This is a genomic window from Cohnella lubricantis, assembly GCF_014212015.1.
GTDB lineage: Bacteria > Bacillota > Bacilli > Paenibacillales > Paenibacillaceae > Cohnella > Cohnella lubricantis.
This window is the reverse complement of sequence record NZ_JACJVN010000024.1, coordinates 83,445-98,919: the sequence shown is the minus strand read 5'-3', so window position 1 is coordinate 98,919 and position 15,475 is coordinate 83,445. Positions and strand designations below refer to the sequence as shown.

General features: G+C 59.0%; 15 protein-coding genes. 5 read left to right on the top strand and 10 right to left on the bottom strand.

The genetic code is table 11. The annotated features are described in order from the left end of the window. Positions 1-6: 6 nt before the first annotated feature. The 5 genes from H4Q31_RS06390 to H4Q31_RS06370 all read right to left on the bottom strand — a co-directional run bounded on the left by H4Q31_RS06390 (position 7) and on the right by H4Q31_RS06370 (position 4,810). Positions 7-1,419 carry an MFS transporter gene (locus H4Q31_RS06390; RefSeq protein WP_311771694.1) on the bottom strand — a complete coding sequence of 471 codons (1,413 nt, stop codon included), beginning with the start codon at positions 1,417-1,419 and terminating at the stop codon, positions 7-9. Positions 1,420-1,431: 12 nt separating this feature from the next. Beyond that, entirely contained in the window at positions 1,432-1,920 is a 489-nt protein-coding gene (locus tag H4Q31_RS06385) for a nitroreductase family protein (protein ID WP_185178239.1), read from the bottom strand. A 29-nt stretch (positions 1,921-1,949) separates the two neighbouring features. Further along, positions 1,950-2,336 (bottom strand): hypothetical protein, encoded by a 387-nt coding sequence (locus H4Q31_RS06380; protein WP_185178238.1) that lies wholly within the window; start codon positions 2,334-2,336, stop codon positions 1,950-1,952. A gap of 186 nt (positions 2,337-2,522) precedes the next feature. Beyond that, positions 2,523-3,878 (bottom strand): MDR family MFS transporter, encoded by a 1,356-nt coding sequence (locus H4Q31_RS06375; protein ID WP_221626750.1) that lies wholly within the window; start codon positions 3,876-3,878, stop codon positions 2,523-2,525. Between the two features lie 131 nt (positions 3,879-4,009). Further along, positions 4,010-4,810 (bottom strand): Nif3-like dinuclear metal center hexameric protein, encoded by an 801-nt coding sequence (locus H4Q31_RS06370; RefSeq protein WP_185178236.1) that lies wholly within the window; start codon positions 4,808-4,810, stop codon positions 4,010-4,012. Between the two features lie 115 nt (positions 4,811-4,925). Here H4Q31_RS06370 and H4Q31_RS06365 point away from each other — a divergent pair, with 115 nt between their 5' ends. The 4 genes from H4Q31_RS06365 (at position 4,926) to uraA (ending at position 9,088) form a co-directional block, all read left to right on the top strand. Continuing rightward, positions 4,926-5,594, top strand: coding sequence for a GntR family transcriptional regulator (locus tag H4Q31_RS06365; RefSeq protein WP_185178235.1), 669 nt, complete (start codon positions 4,926-4,928; stop codon positions 5,592-5,594). A 31-nt stretch (positions 5,595-5,625) separates the two neighbouring features. Continuing rightward, positions 5,626-6,711 carry a mannonate dehydratase gene (uxuA, locus tag H4Q31_RS06360; RefSeq protein WP_185178234.1) on the top strand — a complete coding sequence of 362 codons (1,086 nt, stop codon included), beginning with the start codon at positions 5,626-5,628 and terminating at the stop codon, positions 6,709-6,711. Then, entirely contained in the window at positions 6,708-7,571 is an 864-nt protein-coding gene (locus tag H4Q31_RS06355; RefSeq protein ID WP_185178233.1) for an SDR family oxidoreductase, read from the top strand. The genes uxuA and H4Q31_RS06355 overlap by 4 nt, the downstream gene beginning before the upstream one ends. A 218-nt stretch (positions 7,572-7,789) precedes the next feature. Beyond that, positions 7,790-9,088 carry a uracil permease gene (uraA, locus tag H4Q31_RS06350; RefSeq protein WP_185178232.1) on the top strand — a complete coding sequence of 433 codons (1,299 nt, stop codon included), beginning with the start codon at positions 7,790-7,792 and terminating at the stop codon, positions 9,086-9,088. 109 nt (positions 9,089-9,197) lie between these two features. Here the strand turns inward: uraA and fabI are convergent, their stop codons facing one another. After that, positions 9,198-9,974: an enoyl-ACP reductase FabI gene (gene fabI / locus H4Q31_RS06345; protein WP_185178231.1), complete on the bottom strand. Its 777-nt coding sequence runs from the start codon at positions 9,972-9,974 to the stop codon at positions 9,198-9,200. Between the two features lie 390 nt (positions 9,975-10,364). On the opposite strand from fabI, the gene H4Q31_RS06340 reads away from it, so the two are divergent. Continuing rightward, positions 10,365-11,222: an SH3 domain-containing protein gene (locus H4Q31_RS06340; protein ID WP_185178230.1), complete on the top strand. Its 858-nt coding sequence runs from the start codon at positions 10,365-10,367 to the stop codon at positions 11,220-11,222. Positions 11,223-11,252: 30 nt separating this feature from the next. Here H4Q31_RS06340 and H4Q31_RS06335 read toward each other — a convergent pair whose 3' ends face one another. From H4Q31_RS06335 to H4Q31_RS06320, 4 genes are all read right to left on the bottom strand, one after another. Then, complete coding sequence (locus tag H4Q31_RS06335) at positions 11,253-11,435, bottom strand: hypothetical protein (RefSeq protein WP_185178229.1); 183 nt, start codon at positions 11,433-11,435, stop codon at positions 11,253-11,255. A 41-nt stretch (positions 11,436-11,476) separates the two neighbouring features. Then, positions 11,477-11,605, bottom strand: coding sequence for a hypothetical protein (locus H4Q31_RS21565; protein ID WP_260440110.1), 129 nt, complete (start codon positions 11,603-11,605; stop codon positions 11,477-11,479). A gap of 125 nt (positions 11,606-11,730) precedes the next feature. Next, positions 11,731-13,452 carry an assimilatory sulfite reductase (NADPH) hemoprotein subunit gene (gene cysI, locus H4Q31_RS06325; RefSeq protein WP_185178228.1) on the bottom strand — a complete coding sequence of 574 codons (1,722 nt, stop codon included), beginning with the start codon at positions 13,450-13,452 and terminating at the stop codon, positions 11,731-11,733. A gap of 32 nt (positions 13,453-13,484) precedes the next feature. Beyond that, entirely contained in the window at positions 13,485-15,335 is a 1,851-nt protein-coding gene (locus H4Q31_RS06320) for an assimilatory sulfite reductase (NADPH) flavoprotein subunit (protein ID WP_185178227.1), read from the bottom strand. Positions 15,336-15,475: the final 140 nt, after the last annotated feature.

Sequence of the window (15,475 nt, the reverse complement as noted above, 5' to 3'; positions counted from 1 at the left end):
TTCTGGTCACAGTTTAAGGCGTCTAGCCGAGACGGCAAGCGCCAGTACGCAGACCGCGCCGCCGGCTGCGAACGAGATCCGCAGCGCGTTCATCATCGCGTGCGGGTCCGGAGTCGCCACGCCGCCGCCGAAGTGCTGCAGGCCCGTGGCGTAGATCGAGACGGAGACGGACGTGCCGAGCACCATGCCGACATTGCGAGCCAGCGCGTTCAAGCCGCCGGCCGAGCCGAGCTTCTTCGCCGGCACCGCGCCCATGATGCTCGCATTGTTCGGGGATTGGAACAAGCCGCTGCCCATGCCGAACATGGCGAGGAACACCGCGAGCAAGACCAAGCTGGCATGCGCAGACAGCGTCAGCAAGCAGGCGAAGCCCGCCAGCATCACGAAGAGCCCAGCCGTTGTCAGCAGCTTGGAGCCCATCCGGTCGGATAGGTAGCCGGACATTGGCGCGACGACGGCCATCGTGATCGGATACACCATCATCATGTAGCCGGTATGCTCAACGGAGAGGGAGAGCACATTCTGCATGAAGAAGGGCATCAGCACCGTCGTGAAGAAGTTGGCCGTGAACACGAGCAGCGCCGTCAAGTTGCCTACCGCGAACGCTGGAATTCGGTACAAGCTGAAGTCCACCATCGGGAACCGGGTGCGCTTCTCCCACAGGAAGAAGACGACGAGTACTAAGACCGCGCCCACAAGCCCTCCGATCGCCGATGCAGACGACCAGCCCCAATCCTGTGCGTTGGACAGCGAGTAGAGGAAGGCCGTCATGCCAACGATGAACAAGCCGGAGCCCGTATAATCGAATGGCTCCCTGCGCGCCGCCGAGTCCTTGGGCAGAATGAACATGCCGGCGATGAACGCCATGACTCCGATCGGCACGTTGATCCAGAAGATCGTCGGCCAGCCGAAGTGATGGACAAGGATGCCGCCGATGCCCGGCCCGGTCAGGGAACCGAGCGACACGACCGTGCCGATGATTCCGAGCGCGCGTCCCCGATCGCCATTCGCGAACGTCTGCGCGACGATCGCCTGACTGTTCGACATCAGGCAAGCCGCGCCGAGCGCTTGGATGATGCGGGAGCCGATGAGCATGCTGAGCGAATGGGATAATCCGCACCAAGCGGACCCGAAGGCGAACAGCAGGAAGCCGAATTGATAGACGCGGGTTCGCCCCCACATGTCCGACAGCTTGCCCATGATCGGCAGCGTCGCGCAGATCGTGAGCAAATAGGCGGTCAGCACCCACTGGATGAGATGTACCGGAGCGGCAAGCTCGGCCGACATCGTCGGAAGCGCTACGTTAGCTATGCTGCTGTCCAGCGTGGACATGAAGGTACCTAGAGAGACGTTCGCTAAGATGATCCAACGATTAGGAGCCGGCGCTTGAAGCCCCGCCGGTATCGCATTCCCGCTCACCTTGCCGCCTCCTTAAGCCAGCTCGGCGGCGATCTTCAGCGCGATCGGCGTCCGATCCTTCAACGGCGGGATCTCGGCTGGGATTCCAACGCCGAAGATGCCGACGACGTCGTGCCCTTCCGGAATGCCGAGAATGTCGCGGCTGCGCGGCGAAGCCGCGAGCGAAGACCAGAAGGCACCCGCTCCTTCCGCATGAGCGGCGAGCAGGAAGTTCTGGGCGAAGCAGGCGGCAGCCATTAAGTTCTCTTCACGCTCCGGCTCGGACGCGCCTCCCTTGGATGTTATGACGATAACGGCAGGCGCTCCGCCGAAGTCTGTCTTATGGTTCAACAGCGCTCTCGTCTCGGGTCCGACGAAGCGAATCTCCCACGGCTCCGTCATCCGATGGTTCGGAGCGAAGCTGGCCGCTTCCAACCAGCCAATGATCCGCTCCTTGTCTACCGCTTCCGGTTTGAATGCTTTAATATTACGGCGGGTCTGAATCGCTTCCAATGTGTTCATGGCTCCGATTGCTCCTTCATCTTCTAGTATTAAGTCTCGGATTGCATTCCTTCGCCCTCATCCAGCTTCGGCTCTTGCCGGGCTTCGGACGGCTCCTGAAGCTCGAATGTCTGGACGAACGCTTGGATGACGGTGTCGATCGCTTTAAGCTCGCCGCAGATCACAGGACGTATCGAATCGAACTCCGGCTCGCGAAGCTGCTTGGCCAGCGTATTCCGCATGCCTTCAAGCCGCTCGAGAAACGCGATGGCTCGCCCCCGTCGGAACGTCTGCGCGCAATTCGCTCCGCGTTCCGGGCGGCCGTCCGGATCGTCGTGCTTCCTTCTTCCGCCGCGGCGGCCATTGAGATCGCCGTGCATGCCTCTTCTGCCCCGGCCGCCTTCAGACGAACCGCCTCGCGCCATATCCCTTGCCATCCTAGCGTTCGCTCCCTTCCTTTGTCTTAATCGATGTGGAATTCATGTTATTACCATATCGTATACAAATGTATACAATTATCCTCTTCCAAGTCAAGAGTCGATATGCGCCCCCTTGAATACAAAGAAGCGCTGCCTGCCTCTCGGCAAGAAACGCTTCCTTGAACGATTATCAAGCCGTGAGCTTTAGGATGGCTGCTCCGCATCCGCTCGGCGGTTGGAAGGCAGGAACAACACCGAGAATACATGCGCCAATGCGATGGCGATCATCAGCACGAAGATGCCGTGCATGCCGCTTGCCATCGCGGACGGCGGAGGGTTCTCGCCGACGGCGTAATGATTGTAGATCGTGCCGAACACGGCGACGCCCACCGTCTGGCCGAACGAACGCACCAGCGAGATGGTTGACGTCGCCACGCCGCGAAGCTCCCATCCAACCGACGACTGGACGATCACGGTCGTCGGCGTCGCGATGAAGCCCATACCGAAGCCGATCAAGCTCAAGATACAAACCCAGTAGGCATACGGCGAACCGATCTGCAGCGCAGTAAGCCAGGCGGCTCCGGCAGCGACGATGAAGGCGCCGGTAACGACGCTTGCTTTGACGCCGATCTTGTACATCAAGCGGCCGACCACGTTCGACGCGAGCGGCCATGCGATCGTCATCGGCATCACCATGAGGCCGGAGCTTGTCGCTGAATGGCCAAGCACGGATTGTATCCAGATCGGCGCATAGATCGTCACGCCGGACGAGATCGTGAACGCCAGGAAGTTGCTCAGATTCGAGATGTACATCACACGGCTTCGGAACAGCTTAAGCGGAATCATCGGCTCCCGTGCCCGCTTCTCAACCCAGAGGAAGAGCAAGAAGAACGCCGCGCTGACGGCAAGCAGCAAGACGATGACAGGGGAATCCCACGCATACTCGTTCCCCCCGCTAAGCAGCGCGTACATCAGTGCAGAGACGGCAACGGTGAACGTCGCCGCGCCGAGATAATCGATTCTCTTCTTCTGCTTATCGAAGCTTTCCTTCAAGAATGCCAGCACGAGAACTAGCGAGACGAGGCCGATCGGCACGTTAATGAAGAAGATCCACCGCCAGTCGACCTGGTCGACGAAGTATCCGCCGACAAGCGGTCCCAGCAGACCGGCGATCGACCAGACGGAGGCGAATACGCCCATCATCTTGCCGCGCTTCTCGCCGGTGAAGAGATCGCCGACAATCGTGAAGCAGACGGGGTTCAACGCTCCCGCTCCGATCCCCTGCAACGCCCGGAACCAGATAAGCGCGGTCATGGAGTTGGCCAAGCCGCACAATACCGAGCTGGCGATGAACAGGAAGACACCGATGCCGAATACGAGCTTCCTTCCGAACAGATCGGTCAGCTTGCCGAAGATCGGCGTCGCTACGCACGTCGTCAGCGTATATATGGTGAACACCCAGCTGAACAGATGGCCGCCTCGCAGCTCTTCGGTAATGTTCGGCATCGCCGTGCTGACGATTGTCACATCAAGCGCCCCGATGAATAACGCTAGCAGCAAACCTATTACAATCCAATTTAAATTCGTTGGTCTGGTCACGCGGAAGAAGCCCCTCTTCGTTGATTAAAGTAAGCCATTCGTTGGCTTACCTATTATCGTGGGAGGGGTCCGGCTTGTCAACGCCTGCTGTCTTAAACCCACTGGAATAACGGGGCATCCTTTAGAAAACGTACCGGAACGCCTGGCCAGCATGCCTGCAGCGTTAAGGCCAATTCCGCCATTCCGGGCTCTTCGCTTGCCGCATGCCCGAGAAGGATCAGCGCTTGGTGTTTGCCTTGGCGTACGGCGTCCCGAACATACTCCGGCGTCTCCCACTCGGGACCTTCGCCCGCGATGACCAAGTCTGCGCCATCTGCGCCGAAGAGCGGAATGGCCGTCGCCCCGCCGCCGCGATAGCCGACCGCGATGCCGACGCATTCGCACAGCGTATCCAAGTCCCCGACGACGCGGACGAACGGAACGTGCAGCCTCTGCTTCAGATGCTTCGCTATATTGCGGACGGTCCAGCGCGGCAAGGTCAACAGCGAGGCGGCTGCCCGATGCTCGCTCACATAAGCTTCCCAACCAAGCGTCCGAATCAGTCCCAACGTGATGCCGTCGATGCGATACCGGTGAATGCCGTCATGGAATCGATAGATCGCAAGCCCCGATTGTTCGATCAGACGCCGCTTCGCTAGATACACCGAATCGGCTGCCAGATCGGCTGCCGAACCGGCGTGGCTGTAATCCAGCCCTTCATGCGCAATCAATAAATTCGCGCCCATGGCGATCGCTTGCTCAATGACAGACTGCGAAGGCATGAACGCCGTAGCGATGCCGGTGACAATCGTATCCGGTTCGCCCGTGATCAGCTTATCGACCGTCGAATCCGGCATCTCCGCCGTTATCGGCTCTTGAAGCCGCTTCAACACTTTCCGAATCGTCAGCTTCATATCGCGGCATCGTCAACTCCTCTTATCCAACTTGCCTTATCAAATCTACTATGGATTAAGCACTTCCATACTACCATACAAGTCTGGTAGAATGGAATAGATAGGAGGACGAGAGATGGATTCGAATAGAGCCCCATCCGCCCGAAGTGAAGTATATGCGAAGCTTAGAGAGCAGATTCTCAATCTGGAGCTGCCGCCGGGCACAGCGTTATCGGAGAAGGAGAGCTCGCTGGCATTCGGCGTCAGCCGGACGCCTGTTCGCGAGAGCTTCGTCCGGCTCGGTCAGGAAGGTCTCGTGCAGGTGCTGCCTCAGCGCGGCACGTTCGTCTCGCTCATCGATCCGGAGCTGGTAGAAGAGGCGCGCTTCATGCGCGAGCAATTGGAGAGAGCTGTCATTCGGCTCGCTTGTGCCTCCTTCCCTGCCGATACGATGAAGCAGCTCGAGACGAATCTTCGGCTGCAGCGCGAGAGCATGGCTGAATCGAACGACAAACGGATGTTCGAGCTGGACGAAGCCTTTCACCGGACGATCTTCGAAGGCTGCAGCAAGAGGAACACATGGGCGGTCATCCAGCAGATGAACGCGCACTTGAACCGCAGCCGTCTGCTCAGGCTTGTCAGCGACCATGAGTGGAACCACCTCTACTCGCAGCACGAGCAGATGGTCTCTGCCATTCGGGACGGCGACGCCGGCTTGGCCGACCGGGTCATGCAAGAGCATCTCTCCTTAAGCATTCGCGACCAAGCGGTGCTGAGGGAGAGATTCCCGCATTATTTTAAATAAGAGAGAACACATGTCCGAGGAGGAATCGAAGATGCGAATGGGATTTCGGTGGTTCGGCGAAGGCAACGACACCGTGACGCTGGATCAGATTAAGCAAATTCCCGGCGTAACCGACATCGTCTGGTCGCTGCACGACGTGCCCGCAGGCGAGGAATGGCCGATGGACAAGATCCTGGAGGTCCGCGACCAAGCGGCGAAGGCAGGCCTTGCCATCGATGTCGTCGAGAGCGTTAACGTGCACGAGGATATCAAGCTCGGCTTGCCGACGCGCGACAAGTACATCGAGAATTACAAACGAACGATCCAGAAGCTTGGACAAGTCGGCGTCAAGGTGATCTGCTATAACTTCATGCCCGTGTTCGACTGGCTGCGGACCGATCTTCACAAGGAGCTCGAGGACGGTTCAACGGCGCTCTTCTATGAGAAAAGCAAAATGGCCGACCTCGATCCGTTCGAGCTGGTGCGGCGAATTAACGAGAATTCGGCGTTGACGATGCCCGGCTGGGAGCCGGAGCGTCTCGCGCATCTGACGAAGCTGTTCGAAGCTTACAAGAGCGTCACCGAAGAGCATCTGTGGCAGAATCTAAGCTGCTTCCTCAGCGAGATCATCCCCGTCGCGGCGGCGAACGGCATCCGAATGGCGATTCATCCGGACGATCCGCCGTGGCCGCTCTTCGGACTGCCGCGCATCATCACCGGCCAAGACAATCTGCGCCGGTTCCTGAAGCTGTATGACAGCCCGTACAACGGCATCACGCTGTGCAGCGGTTCACTCGGCGCCAATCCGGCCAACGACATCGTCGCCATGATTCACGAATTCGCGGATCGCATTCCGTTCGCGCACATTCGCAACGTGCGGGTGTATGAGAACGGCGACTTCGTCGAGACATCGCACCGCACGCAGGATGGCTCCGTCGACATTGCGGGCATCGTGAAGGCGTACCATGACATCGGCTTCACCGGCTACGCGCGTCCGGACCACGGCAGGCATCTGTGGGGCGAGCAGTGCCGTCCCGGCTACGGGTTGTACGACCGCGCGCTCGGTATTATGTATCTATGGGGATTGTGGGACGCCTATCAACGAGGCGCATCTATTGAGAGGGGGAACGAGGCATGAGCTTAAGACCGCAGCTTCCCGACCATCCCGCGCTCGCGGGCAAAGTTGCCGTCATCACCGGCGGATCCGGCGTTCTGTGCCGCGTCATGGCCATTGAACTCGCCCGTCAGGGCGTGAAGGTAGCGATTCTGAACCGCACTGAAGCGAAAGGCTTGAAGGTCGTCGAAGAGATCGAAGCGGCTGGCGGAACGGCCATCGCTGTCGCTTGCGACGTGACAGACGAAGCCAGCGTCAAGGCGGCGGCGGATGTCGTGCGCGCGAAGCTAGGCCCGTGCGACATTCTGTTGAACGGAGCCGGCGGCAACCATCCGAGCGCTAACACGACGAACGAGACGTTCCGGCCGGAGGATCTGGAGCAGCCGAACGTCACGACGTTCTTCGGGCTCAGCATTCCGGGCTTCCGCAACGTGTTCGACCTGAACTTCATCGGCACACTCATTCCGACGCAAGAATTCACGAAGGATATGATCGGCCGAGAAGGCGGCGTCGTGCTGAACGTCTCCTCGATGAGCGCACCATCGCCGATGACGAAGGTGCCGGCGTACAGCGCAGCCAAGGCGGCGATCGAGAACTTCACGCAGTGGCTTGCCGTTCATCTAGCCGAATCCGGCATCCGCGTGAACGCGATCGCGCCGGGCTTCTTCCTGACCGAGCAGAATCGCAATCTGCTCACCAACGAGGACGGATCGCTGACCCCCCGCTCGCATAAGATCATCTCGCACACGCCGATGCGCCGCTTCGGCGAGCCGGAGGATCTCCTCGGCGCACTGCTGTGGCTGGTCGACAACGCAACGAGCGGCTTCGTCACCGGCACCGTCGTGCCGGTCGACGGCGGGTTCCTCTCGTATTCGGGCGTGTAAACTCGCGCATTCTCCTCTATTAAGCAAGGCCCCGCTTCCGAGCGGGGCCTTGCTTGCGTTATAGCGGCGGCTTAAAGCGGTTATGCTCGCAGATAGAATAAATATTCGGCAAGAATCGAAAACTTTCAAGGAAATGCTTGTCAACGCGTGTCGGTCTATGTAGAATCTACAAAGGAAATTCGGAATTGAACCTATATAAATGGAGGAATTCAACTGCAATGAGACGTGAGATCGGCGTTCTCGAAAGACCCCCGTTCGGCCAAAGCGTTCTGCTCAGCCTGCAGCACCTCTTCGCCATGTTCGGCTCGACGGTGCTCGTTCCGAACCTGCTTGGCGTCGATCCGGCCATCTGCCTGCTCATGAACGGCATCGGCACTCTTCTGTACATTCTGATCTGCAAAGGCAAAATTCCAGCTTACCTCGGATCGAGCTTCGCGTTCATCGCGCCGGCCGGCGCCGTCATCGCCAATTACGCGAATCCGGGCGACGGCTATTCCGCCGCGCTCGGCGGCTTCATCGCTTCGGGCGTCATCTTCGTCATCGTCGCCCTCATCATTCAATGGGCCGGCACCGACTGGGTTCACGTCGTGTTCCCGCCAGCGGCCATGGGCCCGATCGTCGCCGTCATCGGCCTGGAGCTCATTCCGACCGCCGCGAAGATGGCCGGCTGGATCTCCGACGGGTCGGAAGGCTGGAAGCTTGACGCCACCACCGTCACGGTATCGATCGCCACGTTGCTTATCACGGTGCTCGGCTCTATCCTGTTCCGCGGCTTCATGCGGATCATTCCGATCCTGTTCGGCATCGTCGCGGGCTACTTGATCGCTTGGGCCGCCGGCCTCACCGACTTCTCCGGCGTCGAGAATGCCTCCTTCTTCGCGCTGCCGGCGTTCACGGCGCCTTCGTTCGAATGGTCGGCGATCGCGACCATCGTGCCGGCCGCGCTCGTCGTTGTCGTCGAGCATACGGGCCACTTGATCGTCACCGGCAACATCGTCGGCAAGGATCTGACGAAGGATCCGGGCCTGGGCCGGTCGATGCTCAGTAACGGCGTCTCGACGATCCTCTCCGGCTTCACCGGCGCGACGCCGAACACGACGTACGGCGAGAACATCGGCGTGCTCGCCATTACGCGCGTGTACTCCACCTTCGTCATCGGCGGAGCGGCCGTGATCGCCATTGTGCTGTCGTTCCTTGGCCAGCTCTCGCAGCTGATCGCCGGCATCCCTCCCGCCGTCATGGGCGGTATCTCCCTGCTGCTGTTCGGCTCCATCGCCGCTTCGGGCCTTCGCATGCTCGTGGAAGCCAAGGTCGACTACAGCAAGCCGACGAACCTGTACTTGACGACGGTCGTACTCATTACCGGTCTGTCCGGCGCCAAGATCACGTTCCACGACTTCTCCCTGTCCGGCATGGCGCTCGCCACCGTCGTCGGCATCGTGATGAGCCTGCTGTTCAAGCTGTTCGAGGTATCGCGTCTGTCCAACGACAACGAAGATGCCAAGGCGAATCACTGATCACAGACTCGGCCTCGCTTGCGCCGCCCGGCGCATACCAACAAAAGACCGCATCCCGCGCTTACAGCGCAGATGCGGTCTTTCCTTATTGTCGTCGAGACATCCGAACTTACAGTCCGAGAATATGCATGCCCGCGTCTACGTGCAGCACTTCGCCCGTCACGCCGCGCGACAGGTCGCTCAGCAGGAACATGGTGGCGTCCCCGACTTCCGCGCTGTCGATGTTGCGGCGAAGAGGAGCCCGCTCCTCGGTCGTGGACAGAATCTCGTTGAAGCCGGCCACGCCCTTCGCGGACAGCGTCCGGACCGCGCCGGCGGACACCGCGTTGACGCGGATGCCATGCTTGCCGAGGTCTTCGGCCAGATAGCGCATGCTCGCTTCAAGGGCGGCCTTGGCGACGCCCATGACGTTGTAATTTTTGACGACGCGTTCTGCCCCTATGTACGACTGGGTGACGATGCTGCCGCCCTCGGTCATCCACTTCTTCGCTTCCCTGGCCACCGCGATCAGCGAGTAGGAGCTCGCGTCTTGCGCCGTCATGTAGCCCGCGCGCGAGATGTCGGAGAATTCGCCCGACAGGCCTTCCTTATCCGCGTACGCCAGCGAATGCACCACGCCGTGAATGACGCCGGCTTCCGTTCCGATCTTATCGAAGGCGGCTTGAATGCTCGCGTCGTCGGACACGTCGCACTGCACGACCAGCTTCGGCTCGATCCGGTTCTCCTCGAGCAGCTTCTTCAGCTTCTCGAGCGATCGGTCCTTCCGGTAAGTAAAGATCAGCTTGGCGCCTTGTCCATGCAAGGATTGGGTAATTCCCCAAGCAATGCTCCGCTCGTTGGCCACGCCCATGACCACGATTGTCTTGCCCGTTAACAATTGAGACATCGAAATTTTCCTCCATTTACACAATGACTAAGCGTAATTATACACTTTTGCACCCGTTCGTTCTAGCTTCCGCATTCATCTGCGAACCCCAATTGCAATGGCGAAACGGGGTATGCCCTGACCTATCATAGCCAATTTTACCGTAACTGTCAGCCCTTGCGATCGGGCGGATCCACGCTTGCCTGTCGGGTTCATATGGGGCGGTTAATCGCCAAACATTAAAATATTCTTAACATCCTGCTCCCATCCATCGACTGAATTGGCTTGAAAAATAGCCAATTGCGACAAATAAATCTGAGAACCGCTCAGAGGCTTTGACACGCTTCTCGGCGGCTTCACCGTACAATCAGGGTAACCTGTCTCCACCATACCTGAAGGAGGAGTGGCCTTATGTTAAGAATTCGTGTCCAAAGACCATATGTCAACGTTCTGTATGCCGTCATCTTCTTCGGCATTGTCTTCTTCCTCGGCAACGCCTTTGCCGATCGCGCATCGGCCGGCGCCCTGTATGCAGCCGATCTTAAGATACCCGAACCTGTGCCATATGTAACGACCGCCTATTATCTGAACGTTCGCTCCGCTTCGTCCGCCGATTCCAAGATTATCGATGTCGTCGAGAAGGGCACCCAGTTAACCGTCGTCGAGAAGCTAAGCAACGGATGGCTGAAGCTGGACGGCAAAGGCTACGTGCACGGCGGCTACGCCGTCCCGGCTCCCGCCAAGACGCTATCGGCAGCCCCTAAGAAATCAAATGAGGTGAAGATCGCCTCCGTCAGATCCTCTGCCAACAAGGCAGCGAAGAAAACCGCAAAAGTGTCGCAAAGCAGCAAATATGACGTCAAATCCGTCTCGGGCTTGTCCGAGAGCGACCTTCAAGCTATGTTCAAAGGCACCGACCTCGCGGGACATGGCCTTGAGAAGGCTATCCTGGACGTGGAATCCAAATACGGGATCAACGCCTACTTCACCGTCGCTGTCATGCGGCTGGAGAGCGGCAACGGAAGCAGCGGCATCTCCAAGAAGCGCAACAACCTGTTCGGGCTCAACTCCAGCAAAGGATATCTCCGATTCGAGACCAAGGTCGACAGCGTCGAGAAGTTCGGACAGCTGATCTCCGACAACTACATAGGCAAGGGCTATACGACGATTGAGAAAATCGGCAAGAAATATTGTCCGCCTAATTCCAAATGGCCGTCTTTGATCAAGAGCATGATGAACAGCGACTATAAGAAGGCTCAAGCCGTGTAACGATCATAGGACTTGCCGGAATGTCGATGTCTAGGCATGGCCTGTATCAATCGCAAGAATCAGAATAATCGATGCGCAAGCGAGCAATACGCCGAGAGTTAGAAAGCCATATCCCGGCTTCTTCTTGTCCTTCGTGAGAAGCATAGCGGATACAGCTATGAAGCATAGCCCCAGAAAAATCAGGATGACACTGGCTAGAAATTGCCCGTTCATGACGTTCATGTTCCTCCGTACTTATCGTATCGTCCATATGATCAGTTCAGTTCCTTGTTGAACACTAAGCGCTGCTCGATCTCATCCGCCGCCGGATAGCCTAATTGGTGCGAGAGTCTCGCGATTTCGGGGCTGTCAGAATGTACGGCTTCTCGATAGACGATGTTCATCACGACCGCCTCAGGTACTTTATTACCGCCCTATCCATCATAAATATTTCCAATCCATTCGGAAAGTCCCAATCGCAAAAAAAGCCAAGAAGCTGTCCCGCAGCTCCTTGGCCTCTTCTCCCAACTTATGCGTGAAAATCGAGTCCCGAGTGGACTTCCTTCACATAGCCTGCCCTGATGCAGAAGTCGCCGAAGTGTTCGCCGTCCCGGCGTTCCTGCGCGTAGCGGTTCAGAATCGGCCGCAGCTCGCTTAAGATCTCGGCTTCTCCGATATTCTCGCGGTACAGCTTGTTCAGCCGCTCGCCGGCGAAGCCGCCGCCCAAGTACATGTTGTACTTGCCCGGCGCCTTGCCGATGAAGGCGAGTTCCGCCAGCGCCGGCCGCGCGCAGCCGTTCGGACATCCGGTCATGCGGATGACGATCTCTTCTTCCCGCAGTCCCGCTTCTTCGAGAATCGTCTCAATCTTCTCCAGAAGCGTCGGCAGGTACCGCTCCGATTCCGCCATCGCCAGACCGCACGTCGGCAACGCGACGCAAGCCATCGAGTTCCTCCGCAGCGCGGAGTAAGCCGCACCGTCCGTCAAGCCGTACTCTTCGATCAATTGCTCGATCTTGCGCTTCTTCTGCGACGATACGTTGCCAATGATAAGGTTCTGGTTCGGTGTCAGACGGAAGTCGCCGCTATGCGCCTGCGCGATCTCCCGCAGACCGGTCATCAGGCGATAGCCGTCCTCGTCCTTCACCCGGCCGTTCTGAATGAACAGCGTATAGTGCCATTTGCCGTTGCTGCCCTTCACCCAGCCGTAACGGTCGCCGTTGTGTTCGAACTGGAACGGGCGAGCCGGCTGCAGCTCCCAGCCTAACCGGCGGTGCAGCTCGTCCTTGAACCACTCCAGTCCGCGGTCGTCGATCGTGTACTTGAAGCGCGCATGCTTGCGCACCGACCGATCGCCGTAATCCCGCTGGATCGTCACGGTCTTCTCCGCCACGTCAACCACTTGGTCCGGCGTCGCGAAGCCAACGATCCGGCCAAGCTGAGGATACGTCTTCGGATCGCCGTGCGTCATGCCCATGCCGCCGCCGACGGCGACGTTGAAGCCGACGAGCTTGCCGTTCTCCTCGATCGCAATGAGGCCCAGATCCTGCGAGAAGACATCCACTTCGTTCGCCGGCGGCACCGCGATGCCGATCTTGAACTTCCGAGGCAGGTACACCTTGCCGTAGATCGGCTCTTGCTCTTCGCCTTCCCGGCTGTCCGCGACCTTCTCCTCGTCCAGCCAGATCTCATGATAAGCTCGCGTCTGCGGCTCGAGGTGACGGCTTAGCTTCTCCGCCCACTCGTACACCTGCTCGTGCAGCTCCGACTGATACGGGTTCGGGTTCGCCATCACGTTGCGGTTAACGTCGCCGCAGGCGGCGAGCGTGGTGAGCAGCTCCTCGTGAACCTCTTGGATGACGCTCTTCATGTTCCACTTCAGCACGCCGTGCAGTTGGAACGACTGCCGCGTCGTCAGACGGATCGTGCCGTTCGCGTACTTCTTAGCGATTCGGTCCATCATGAGCCACTGCTTCGCTGTCACGACGCCGCCCGGCGCACGGACGCGCACCATGAACTGGTACGCCGGCTCCAGCTTCGACTTCTGCCGTTCGTTGCGGACGTCCCGGTCGTCCTGCATATAGCTGCCGTGGAACTTCATGAGCCGATTGTCGTCCTCCGAGATCGATCCGGTGATTCGATCCTCGAGCGACTCTCTCAGCGTCCCCCGCAAGTAATCGCTGCGGCGCTTAATATCCTCCACGTCGCTATGCGGCGCGCTGTTGCGCGACAACAAATTATTGTCGGACATCGTTCTGCCTCCTCGTTGTCTTAGCCTGCGGCTTAGTACACGTCACGCTGATAACGCTTCTCCTGCTGCATACGGGCCAGATAATCAGCGGCCTCTTCCTCGCTCAAGCCGCCTTCTTGCCGAACAATCGCGAGCAGCGTCTCCTGCACGTCGTGGGCCATCCTCTTCTCGTCGCCGCAGACGTAGACAGCCGCGCCTTCCTGCAGCCATTGATAGAGCTCCTTGCTCTTCTCCAGCATCCGATGCTGCACGTACACCTTCTGCTCCGTATCGCGGGAGAAGGCGACGTCCATCCGCGTCAGCATGCCGTCCTTCAGCCAGCGCTGCCATTCGATCTGGTACAGGAAGTCCGAGGAGAAGTGCTGATCCCCGTAGAACAGCCATGTCTTGCCCGGCGCGCCCGTCTCTTCGCGCTCGCCCAGGAACGCACGGAATGGCGCGACGCCTGTGCCCGGACCGATCATGATGATCGGCGTATCCGGATTCGCCGGCAGCTTGAAGTTCGGGTTGTCCTGCACGAATACCGGCAGCGTCTGCCCAGGCTCCAGCCGCTCGGACAGCTGCGTCGAGCAGACGCCGTAACGCTGGCGGCCGTACGACTCGTATTCCACCTTGCGAACCGTCAGATGCACCTCTTCCGGATAAGCGCTCGGACTGCTCGAGATCGAGTAGAGCCGAGGCGGCATACGGCGAAGGAGCGAGACGAACGATTGCGCGGAGACGTCCTTCAAACTGTAATCCTGCACGAGATCGAGCAGATCCCGGCCTTTGATATACTCGCGCAGCTGCTGCGCATGTTCAGCGGCCGCCAGCTCCTGCAGACTGGTGCTGGGGAACAGCTTCGCGGCCTGCTCGATGAGCGGCTTCGTCAGCACGGTAATCTCGTAATAATAAGAGAGCGCTTCGCGAAGCGAACGAACCTCGCCGTTCTTCGGCAGCGTGACCGGCTCCTCCGGCTGCAAGCCAAGCGCGGCGATCAGCTCGTCTACCAGACGCGGATGATTCTCGGGGTAGATGCCCAGGCTGTCGCCCGGTTCATACTTCAGACCGGAGCCCTCCAGAGACAGCTCCACATGACGCGTCTCTTTGTCTGCGCCGCGGCCGTTCAGGTTAAGATTCTCGAGCACCGTCGCTTGGAACGGGTTGGACCGGGAATATTCAGATACGGATTCGGTTGCGCTTTGGATTGATCCCTGTGCGGCTGAGTCGATGCTCGCGCCGGTTGGCGCGGCTGTGCCCTGCTGCTCCGCAAGCGCAGCCAGCACGCTGGCAATCCACTGCTCGGCTGAATCCTCGAAGTCGACATCGCAATCGACGCGCGGCGCGAGACGGCGGCCGCCGAGCTCTTCGAGACGCTTGTCGAAGTCTTGGCCGGTCTTGCAGAAGAATTCATAGGAGGTGTCGCCAAGCGCGAGCACGGAGAACGGCATGCCGTCCAATTGCGGCGCGCGCTTGCTGTGCAGGAATTCGTAGAAGGAGATCGCGTTATCGGGCGGATCCCCTTCGCCGTGCGTGCTGACGACGACGAACAGCTGCTGGACCTTCTTCAGCGTGTTCGGCTTGAAGTCGCTCATGGAAGACAGCGTAACCGCAAGTCCCCGCTCCTGAAGCTTCCCGGACAGCTTCTTGGCCAGCTTCTGGCTGTTGCCGGTCTGCGAGCCGAACACCACCGTCGCTTCTTGCCGTGCGTTGGGCGCAGCAGACGAGATCTGCGCTGTCTGGCCTGCAAACTGAACGGCTGCGCCCGCCCCGGCCGCGCCAGCCAGCGCCGACAGGTAGCCGCTTAGCCATATGCGCTGCCCATCTGTCAGCGTAGGCAGCAGCCGGTTCAGCAGCTCCACCTGGTCTTGTTGAAACGGACTGTTCGTCACTTGTAGCACCAATCCAACACCTCGCTCGGTTATCCTAATACAATAGACGTTAATCCCGACTATTCTTGTCGTATATGGAGTTAAAGTTAACATGAGCAGGTGAAACTTTCAATCAAAATGAATTTATAGGTTCTATAAGGAACCGATATAGA

Excerpts from the sequence above, each read along its gene's own strand:
- H4Q31_RS21565 (WP_260440110.1), bottom strand. The coding sequence starts at position 11,605 with ATGAACATCGTCTATCGAGAAGCCGTACATTCTGACAGCCCCGAAATC.
- cysI (WP_185178228.1), bottom strand. The coding sequence starts at position 13,452 with ATGTCCGACAATAATTTGTTGTCGCGCAACAGCGCGCCGCATAGCGAC.
- uxuA (WP_185178234.1), top strand. The coding sequence starts at position 5,626 with ATGCGAATGGGATTTCGGTGGTTCGGCGAAGGCAACGACACCGTGACG.
- H4Q31_RS06385 (WP_185178239.1), bottom strand. The coding sequence starts at position 1,920 with ATGAACACATTGGAAGCGATTCAGACCCGCCGTAATATTAAAGCATTC.
- H4Q31_RS06370 (WP_185178236.1), bottom strand. The coding sequence starts at position 4,810 with ATGAAGCTGACGATTCGGAAAGTGTTGAAGCGGCTTCAAGAGCCGATA.
- H4Q31_RS06380 (WP_185178238.1), bottom strand. The coding sequence starts at position 2,336 with ATGGCAAGGGATATGGCGCGAGGCGGTTCGTCTGAAGGCGGCCGGGGC.
- fabI (WP_185178231.1), bottom strand. The coding sequence starts at position 9,974 with ATGTCTCAATTGTTAACGGGCAAGACAATCGTGGTCATGGGCGTGGCC.
- H4Q31_RS06335 (WP_185178229.1), bottom strand. The coding sequence starts at position 11,435 with ATGAACGGGCAATTTCTAGCCAGTGTCATCCTGATTTTTCTGGGGCTA.
- H4Q31_RS06365 (WP_185178235.1), top strand. The coding sequence starts at position 4,926 with ATGGATTCGAATAGAGCCCCATCCGCCCGAAGTGAAGTATATGCGAAG.
- H4Q31_RS06340 (WP_185178230.1), top strand. The coding sequence starts at position 10,365 with ATGTTAAGAATTCGTGTCCAAAGACCATATGTCAACGTTCTGTATGCC.
- uraA (WP_185178232.1), top strand. The coding sequence starts at position 7,790 with ATGAGACGTGAGATCGGCGTTCTCGAAAGACCCCCGTTCGGCCAAAGC.
- H4Q31_RS06355 (WP_185178233.1), top strand. The coding sequence starts at position 6,708 with ATGAGCTTAAGACCGCAGCTTCCCGACCATCCCGCGCTCGCGGGCAAA.